At 39.2% G+C, this 871-nt stretch carries 1 protein-coding gene and 1 pseudogene; both read left to right on the forward strand.

Annotated elements, in window-relative coordinates:
- Positions 1-85, forward strand: a pseudogene (locus BACCELL_RS27865) (YjbH domain-containing protein); the annotation flags it as partial.
- A gap of 60 nt (positions 86-145) precedes the next feature.
- Positions 146-871: outer membrane beta-barrel protein (locus BACCELL_RS25515; protein ID WP_007215078.1), on the forward strand; the 726-nt coding region annotated here is incomplete at its 3' end.

Here is an 871-nt window from a genome sequence, read left to right on the forward strand (position 1 = left end):
GTTCAACCATTTGCATTTACAGGTGGAATTACAACGAATGCAATATTTCACTGGTGGATTGATGTTCAGGTTCAACCTGAAATAAGAGAAATGGTGAAGAATGAATAAGTAATAAAGAGTTAAATCTATTAAAAACTAAAAAACAATGAAAAGTAAATTAGTAATATTATCTTTACTGTTGTCAGGGGCAACCATTGCCAATGCACAGACTAAAGAAAAGTACTACAGTGAAAGCTGGAAGGACAATTTCTTTATCAGTGTAGGCGTGGGTGGACAAGTTGTGACCAACCCCAGCAACTTTGATTATGGATTCGGTGAATCCATAACACCTCTGGTGAATATATCACTGGGAAAATTCTTCAGCCCGGTATGGGGTATCCGTGGTCAGGTTGCCGGATGGTCTGGTAAACTTCATACTCAATACCCTTTTGAAAACGTAGGCAAAGACGAGAATTGGTATAACTATAAGAAGAAGTTCGTTGCATTGAATGCTGATGCAATGTTGAACCTGACTAACCTCTTCTGTGGTTACAAAGAAGGCCGTAAGTTTGAGTTTATGTTCTTTGTAGGTCCTACATTGAATATCTCAAATTCTTATAGTACTTGGAATCTTGCAACAAAGACCACTGAGGTTACTAACGCTGATGGTTCTTTGACTTATAAGCAAGAACTGGATCCTTCTAAGAGTTATCCTAAAGATGATAAGGTACGTCTGTTGGTTGGCGCAAGCTTAGGTTTGGGTGCTAAATACAACATTGACCAGAAATGGGCTATCGACCTCGAAGCTCGTGGTACAGTATCTCCTTCTGTTTTCGGTTCTGTAAGCGATGCTAAAACTGAAGGTATTTTAGGCTTAACTGTAGGTGCAACC

It is taken from the genome of Bacteroides cellulosilyticus DSM 14838, assembly GCF_000158035.1.
In the GTDB taxonomy this organism is placed as follows: domain Bacteria; phylum Bacteroidota; class Bacteroidia; order Bacteroidales; family Bacteroidaceae; genus Bacteroides; species Bacteroides cellulosilyticus.